Below are 7,204 nucleotides of genomic sequence, written 5' to 3' on the forward strand. Positions count from 1 at the left end.
GCCGACTGCCGCGCCCGGTCCTCGACGCGTCGCTTTGTAAGCTCCGCGCCCGCGATCGTTTTATACATGGCCAAAAATCCCCGAATCGCATTTATCAGACGACGTGCCAACCACACGTCACCATGCGCAACACGCTTGACACAGGCACCGCCGCGGTGCATCGCGGTTGGGGCTTCGGCACATCCATGACGTATGGAATGCGCAATTCGCGTCCGATTCTCGACAAAACTTGTCCTTACAATTCGTGCGAGCCACATTAAACTTAGACAAATAGCTGACAACGCCCGGCGCCGCGTCGAAATGCCGCGGCAACCCGGCAGGTTGCGCAAAGGCATGCGAACGCCGGAAATCGCGACGCGCCGGCGGCCTGAAATCATGACCGCACACCCTTTCTTCTCTCTCATCTAGCGTATGGAAACGAGCCTCGAAAAAAGCGCCCTCGCCGGCGCCTCAGCCTCCCCCGCGGGTTCAGCCAACCCCGCCGGCGCGCAGCCGGCCGCCAAGGTCCAGCGCACGGTCTACTCCGTGCTGGGCGCGATCAGCTTTTCGCACCTGCTCAACGACATGATCCAGTCGTTGATCCTGGCGATCTACCCGATGCTGAAAGACAACTTTTCGCTGTCGTTCGGGCAGATCGGCCTGATTACGCTGACTTACCAGATCACCGCGTCGCTGCTGCAACCGCTGGTCGGCAGCTATACCGACAAGCATCCGAAGCCGTATTCGCTGCCGGTCGGCATGGGCTTCACGCTCGCCGGCCTGCTGCTGATGTCGGTCGCGCCGAGTTTCGGCGTGCTGCTGGTCGCGGCGGCGCTGGTCGGCTGCGGCTCGTCGGTGTTCCATCCGGAATCGTCGCGGGTGGCGCGCATGGCCTCGGGCGGCCGCCACGGTCTGGCGCAGTCGCTGTTCCAGGTGGGCGGCAATGCGGGTTCGTCGCTCGGGCCCTTGCTCGCCGCGTTGATCGTGATTCCGCATGGCCAGCGCAGCATCGCGTGGTTCTCGGTGGCGGCGCTGGTCGCGATCGTCGTGCTCACGCAGATCGGCCGCTGGTACAAGCAGCATCCCGCCGTGAAGAAGGCGCGCAGCCAGACCGGTCACGCGACCCTGTCGCGCAACCAGGTCATGTTCGCGATGGGCGTGCTGATGCTGCTGGTGTTCTCGAAGTACTTCTACCTCGCCAGCATCAACAGCTACTTCACGTTCTATCTGATCGACAAGTTCCACCTGCCGGTGCAGGCCGCCCAGGTCCACCTGTTCGTGTTCCTCGCGGCGGTTGCGGCAGGCACGGTGATCGGTGGTCCGATCGGCGACCGGATCGGCCGCAAGTACGTGATCTGGGTGTCGATCCTCGGCGTCGCGCCGTTCACGCTGCTGCTGCCGTATGCCAACCTGTTCTGGACCGGCGTGCTGACGGTGATCATCGGTATCGTGCTGGCTTCGGCGTTCTCGGCGATCCTCGTCTATGCGCAGGAACTGATCCCCGGCAAGGTGGGGATGATCGCGGGCCTCTTCTTCGGTTTCGCGTTCGGCATGGGCGGGATCGGCGCTGCCGTGCTCGGACAGTTGGCCGACGCCACCAGCATTACCTATGTGTATAAGGTCTGCTCGTTCCTGCCGCTGATCGGCCTGTTGACGGTGTTTCTGCCGGATGTCGAAGGCAAACGCGCGAAAGCGTGACGGAGCCGCTTGCGGTTGCATGAAGAAAAAGGCGCTACGGCGCCTTTTTCCGTTGGGCCGCGCCCTCATGGTGAACCCGCGTTGTCCGCAAGGCGACGCCTGCTCTATGCTTGTGCGGATGTACGGCCTGCCCTCCCGCCGCGCCTCGCAGCCGTACGACTCGACATCCGTTCACTCACGCAGCAGAAGGATCGCCGCCGATGACCACCTACCGCGACTTCCACCGCCGTTCGATCGAGCAGCCCGAGGAATTCTGGCGTGATGAGGCGCAGCGGATTCATTGGCAAACGCCGTTCGATACCGTGCTCGACCGCTCGAATCCGCCGTTCGCGCGCTGGTTCGTCGGCGGGCGCACGAACCTGTGCCATAACGCAGTGGACCGGCATATGGCCGAGCGTCCGCAGCAGAACGCGCTGATCTACGTGTCGACGGAAACCGGTATCGAGAGACGCTACACCTACGCCGATCTGTACGCCGAAATCAACCGGATGGCCGCGGTGATGCGCTCGCTGGGCGTGAAGCGCGGCGACGTCGTGCTGCTCTATCTGCCGATGATCCCCGAAGCGCTGTTCGCGATGCTCGCGTGCGCGCGGCTCGGCGCGATTCACTCGGTGGTGTTCGGCGGCTTCGCGGCCCCCAATCTGGCGGCCCGCATCGACGATGCGAAACCTGTGCTGATCGTCACCGCCGACGCCGGCGCGCGTGGCGGCAAAGTGATCGACTACACGCCGCTGATGGACGAAGCCCTTGCGCGTGCGGCCCACAAGACACCGCACGTGCTGTTGATCGACCGGCAACTCGCACCCGAGCGCCTGAACGCGAGCTACCTCGTCGCCTACGAGCCGCTGCGCGAGAAATTTTTCGACGCCCACGTGCCGTGCGAATGGCTCGAATCGAACGAACCCTCGTATGTGCTGTACACCTCGGGCACCACCGGCAAGCCGAAGGGCGTGCAACGCGATGTCGGCGGTTATGCGGTGGCGCTGGCGGCATCGATGGAACACATCTTTCAGGGCAAGCCCGGCGATACGATGTTCACCGCGTCGGACGTGGGCTGGGTAGTCGGCCATAGCTACATCGTCTATGCACCGCTGATCGCGGGCCTCACTACCGTGATGTACGAAGGCACGCCGATTCGTCCGGACGGCGGCATCTGGTGGCGCCTCGTCGAACAGCACAAGATCAATCTGATGTTCACCGCACCGACAGCGTTGCGCGTGCTGAAAAAGCAGGATCCGGCGCTGCTGAAAAAATCCGATCTATCGAGCCTGCGCGCGCTGTTCCTCGCCGGCGAGCCGCTCGACGAACCGACCGCCGCATGGATCGCCGACGCGCTCGGCAAGCCCGTGATCGACAACTACTGGCAGACCGAAACCGGCTGGCCGATGCTGGCGATTCCGCGCGGCGTCGAAGCGCTGCCCACCAAGCTCGGCTCGCCGGGCGTGCCGTCGGCCGGCTTCAATCTGACCTTGCGTAACGAACTGACAGGCGAGCCCTGCCCGCCCGGCGAAAAAGGCGTGCTCACGCTGGGCTATCCGCTGCCGCCGGGCTGCATGTCGACGGTATGGGGCGACGACAAGCGCTTTGTCAGCACGTACTGGTCGAGTATTCCGAATCAGCAGGCCTACTCGACCTTCGACTGGGGCATTCAGGATGAAGACGGATACGTGACGATCCTCGGCCGCACCGACGACGTGATCAATGTGGCCGGTCATCGGCTCGGCACGCGCGAGATCGAGGAAGCGTTGTCGAGCCACGCGGCGGTCGCGGAAGTCGCGGTGGTCGGCGTGACGGATGCGCTGAAGGGTCAGACGGCGATGGCCTTCGTGGTGCTGCGCGACGCGCAAGCCTATGCGAGCGAGAAGGCACGAGCGAAGCTGGAAGCCGAACTCACCGCGACGGTCGACCGCCAGCTCGGCGCGATTGCGCGGCCGGCGCGTGTGGTGGTGGTGTCGATGCTGCCGAAGACGCGCTCGGGTAAGCTCCTGCGCCGTGCGATTGCGGCGCTCGCCGAAGGACGCGAACCGGGCGATCTGCCGACGATCGAGGATCCGGCGGCGCTGCAGCAGGTGCGGGAGGCGCTGGGTTAAGGATTACGCCGCGCTACGTGCCGCTAAAAACCGCGTCAGGATCGCGTTCGAATACGTCCCCGCGATCTCCGTCAGAAACGACACGAACGATTGCGGCGCGTGATCGTCGGCGGTGTCGGAGATGGTCCGCACCACCGCGCACGGCACGCCGTACTCATAACAGACCTGCGCGATCGCAGCGCCTTCCATCTCGACCGCGAGCGCGTCCGGCAGCGCATCGCGCAAGCCTTTGACACCCGTCGCACTCGCGACGAACTGATCGCCACTGATGATCAACCCACGATGCACGCGCGGCTCGCGTGTGCCGAAGCGCGCCGCCGCAGCAGCCCCCTCTTCCGCGACAAAACGCTCGCATGCCGCAGCCAGTTGATCGGCAAGCGCCGCATCGGCTGCGAAGCGCGACACGCCGAGCAACGGCACCTCGAAGCGCGGAAACAACGGCGACGCGTCGAGATCGTGCTGCATCAGCCCGTTGGCGACGACGATATCACCGACCCGCACCTCAGTCCCCACGCCACCCGCAACGCCGGTGAACACAACCGCTTCGACATCGAACGCATGGATCAAAGCGCTGACCGTAGCCGCCGCCGCGACCTTGCCGACGCGCGCCAGTGTCACGACGCAAGGCGCGCCGTGCATGGTGCCGAGGTGATAGTCACGCTGACCGTGAGTAATGATGCGCACGCCGGATTCGGCGCGCATCGCTTCGATCAGATCGCCAAGTTCCTGCGGCAAGGCCGCCAGAATGCCAAGCGGACGATGCGAGACCGTTGCGCCGCTGTGGTTTGGATTCATGCCGCCCGTGCTCATTCAACCGCCTGCAATTTAGCGACCGCAAGCGCCAGCCACTTTTCGCCGTGCCGCTTGAATTTGACTTGGGCCTTGGCATCCGTGCCACCGCCTTCCAGCGCCGTAATCGTGCCTTCCCCGAACTTGGTATGGAACACTTGCTGGCCGACGCGGAAACCCGTTTCAGCAGCGCGTTGTTCGTTCGCAAAGGCCGGCAACGGCGCCGGCGTCGACGACACGGCGCCCGTGTAACCCGGTCGCGCGAACCAGTCGCGACCATAACCGGCGTTATCCGAACGCCCGCCCCAACGCGCGCCCGCCTCGACCTTCGGCGTGAGCCACTTGAGCGTTTCCTGCGGCAGTTCGTCGAAGAAGCGCGAGCGGATGTTGTAGCGCGTCTGGCCGTGCAGCATCCGGCTCTGCGCAAACGACAGATACAAACGCTCCTTCGCCCGCGTGATCGCCACATACATCAGACGACGCTCTTCTTCCAGCCCATCCGATTCCATCGCGCTGTTTTCATGCGGGAACAGCCCTTCTTCGAGCCCGGTGATAAACACCGCCGTGAACTCGAGACCCTTGGCCGCGTGCACCGTCATCAACTGCACGGCTTCCTGACCGGCTTGCGCCTGGTTGTCGCCCGCTTCCAGCGACGCGTGCGACAGGAAACCGGCGAGCGGCGTCATCGTGTCCGGGTTTTGCGCCGGATCGGCGATGCCGGGCGCGTCCAGCACGACGGTATTCGGATCATCCGTGGCGACGGCCAACTCAGGCGCCGTGGTCGCGCCCGGGCGCAGCGGAATCGAGCGCGCCGGCGTATCCATGCCGTAGCCTTCTTCGCTGACAAAAGCAGCGGCCGCGTTGACCAGTTCCTGCAAGTTCTCCAGCCGGTCCTGGCCTTCGCGTTCGTTCTGATAGAACTCCGTGAGACCGCTCGTGCGGACCACGTATTCGACCGTTTCCGGCAGGCTCATCTGCTGCGTTTCCGCGCGCATCTTGCCGATCAGGTTCGCGAAACTCGCGAGGCTCGACCCCGCCTTACCCGCGACATACGGAATCGCCGCGGCCATCGAGCAGTTGTACAGACGCGCCGCGTCGGCAAGTTGCTCGATCGAGCGCGCGCCGATGCCGCGCGTGGGGAAATTGACGACGCGGGCGAACGCGGTGTCGTCGTTCGGATTGTCGATCAGGCGCAGATAGGCGAGCGCGTGTTTGACTTCCTGGCGTTCGAAAAAGCGCAGACCGCCGTACACGCGATACGCGATGCCCGCATTGACCAGCGTGTGTTCGATCGTGCGCGACTGCGCGTTGCTGCGATACAGGATGGCGACTTCGCTGCGCGACGTGCCGGTGCTGATCAGCGCCTTGATTTCCTCGACGATCCAGCCGGCTTCCTGCATATCGGTGGCGGACTCGTAGACGCGCACCGGTTCGCCGTGACCCGCGTCGGTACGCAGATTCTTGCCCAGACGCCGCGAGTTATTGGCGATCAGTTGATTGGCCGCGTCGAGAATATGACCGTGCGAGCGGTAGTTCTGCTCCAGCTTGATCATGTGCCGGACGTTGAACTCGTGTTCGAAGTCGCGCATGTTGCCGACGTTCGCACCGCGGAACGCGTAGATCGACTGATCGTCGTCGCCGACGGCGAAGATCGAGTTGGTCTGCCCGGCCAGCAACTTCAGCCACGCGTATTGCAGCTTGTTGGTATCCTGGAACTCGTCGACGAGGATGTGCCTGAAGCGCGCCTGATAGTGGGCGCGCAGCGGCGGATTGTGCGCGAGCAGCTCGAAGCAGCGCAGCAGCAGCTCCGGAAAGTCGACGACGCCTTCGCGCTGGCACTGCTGGTCGTAGGCTTCGTAGAGCTCGACGAATTTGCGGTTGAAGTTGTCGGTGGCGTCGACGTCTTTCGGGCGCAGGCCTTGTTCTTTGGAATTGTTGATGAAGTACTGGAGATTTTTCGCCGGGTACTTTTCATCGTCGATGTTGAGGCCCTTCATCAGACGCTTGATCGCGGAGAGCTGGTCCGCGGTATCGAGGATCTGGAAGGTGGCTGGCAGGCCGGCGTCGCGATGGTGCGCGCGGAGCATACGGTTACAGAGGCCGTGGAAGGTACCGATCCACATGCCACGGGTGTCGATCGGCAGGAGAGCCGAAAGACGCGACATCATTTCGCGGGCGGCCTTATTGGTGAAGGTCACCGCCAGGATGGTGGCGGGCGACGCCAGACCGTGCTGGATGAGCCACGCGATGCGCGTGATGAGGACGCGGGTTTTGCCGCTGCCCGCGCCTGCAAGGATGAGCGCTGGCTCGTTGGGGAGCGTGACGGCGGCGTGTTGTTCGGGGTTTAGATTGGCTAGCAGATCGGGCATTTTTTGGGAGGACGGCGAGGGCGTTCGACATTATATGCCCCTCCGGGGGTTAGGTTTTTTTGGGGTTTTTTGCCTTTTGCGGCGGCATTGTCAGGGTTCTTGGGGCTTTGGCCTTTCCTTCGTCTATTGCCTGCGCGGCGCTTGTTGCCTGTTTGCCTGGGGCTTTGGCCTTTCCTTGATTTGCTAGTGGTCTATTAGCGTTGCCCCTGTGCGGGGCGGCACCTACTTCTCTTTGCCGGCTGTGTATAGACCGGGGACATGGTTGACAGACGTGCGGGG

The 7,204-nt window shown here is 63.7% G+C and carries 4 protein-coding genes; 2 read left to right on the top strand and 2 right to left on the bottom strand.

Going from position 1 to position 7,204, the window contains the following annotated elements; genetic code table 11:
- The first annotated feature begins 411 nt into the window (after positions 1-411).
- Both P3T25_RS42865 and P3T25_RS42870 read left to right on the top strand, forming a co-directional pair.
- On the top strand, positions 412-1,677 hold the full coding sequence (locus tag P3T25_RS42865) for an MFS transporter (protein WP_266243502.1): 1,266 nt from the start codon (positions 412-414) through the stop codon (positions 1,675-1,677).
- A 200-nt stretch (positions 1,678-1,877) separates the two neighbouring features.
- Positions 1,878-3,767: a propionate--CoA ligase gene (locus P3T25_RS42870; RefSeq protein ID WP_266243500.1), complete on the top strand. Its 1,890-nt coding sequence runs from the start codon at positions 1,878-1,880 to the stop codon at positions 3,765-3,767.
- 3 nt (positions 3,768-3,770) lie between these two features.
- Here the strand turns inward: P3T25_RS42870 and P3T25_RS42875 are convergent, their stop codons facing one another.
- Positions 3,771-4,562 carry a 5'-methylthioadenosine/adenosylhomocysteine nucleosidase gene (locus P3T25_RS42875; protein WP_233465434.1) on the bottom strand — a complete coding sequence of 264 codons (792 nt, stop codon included), beginning with the start codon at positions 4,560-4,562 and terminating at the stop codon, positions 3,771-3,773.
- Between the two features lie 11 nt (positions 4,563-4,573).
- On the bottom strand, positions 4,574-6,925 hold the full coding sequence (locus P3T25_RS42880) for a UvrD-helicase domain-containing protein (RefSeq protein ID WP_429363338.1): 2,352 nt from the start codon (positions 6,923-6,925) through the stop codon (positions 4,574-4,576).
- Between the last annotated feature and the right edge of the window lie 279 nt (positions 6,926-7,204).

The organism is Paraburkholderia sp. GAS32 (assembly GCF_050434225.1).
Taxonomy (GTDB): domain Bacteria; phylum Pseudomonadota; class Gammaproteobacteria; order Burkholderiales; family Burkholderiaceae; genus Paraburkholderia; species Paraburkholderia madseniana.

Bases quoted from the DNA above. Each gene is read 5' to 3' on its own strand.
- P3T25_RS42865 (WP_266243502.1), top strand. From the start codon at position 412: ATGGAAACGAGCCTCGAAAAAAGCGCCCTCGCCGGCGCCTCAGCCTCC.
- P3T25_RS42870 (WP_266243500.1), top strand. From the start codon at position 1,878: ATGACCACCTACCGCGACTTCCACCGCCGTTCGATCGAGCAGCCCGAG.
- P3T25_RS42875 (WP_233465434.1), bottom strand. From the start codon at position 4,562: ATGAATCCAAACCACAGCGGCGCAACGGTCTCGCATCGTCCGCTTGGC.
- P3T25_RS42880 (WP_429363338.1), bottom strand. From the start codon at position 6,925: ATGCCCGATCTGCTAGCCAATCTAAACCCCGAACAACACGCCGCCGTC.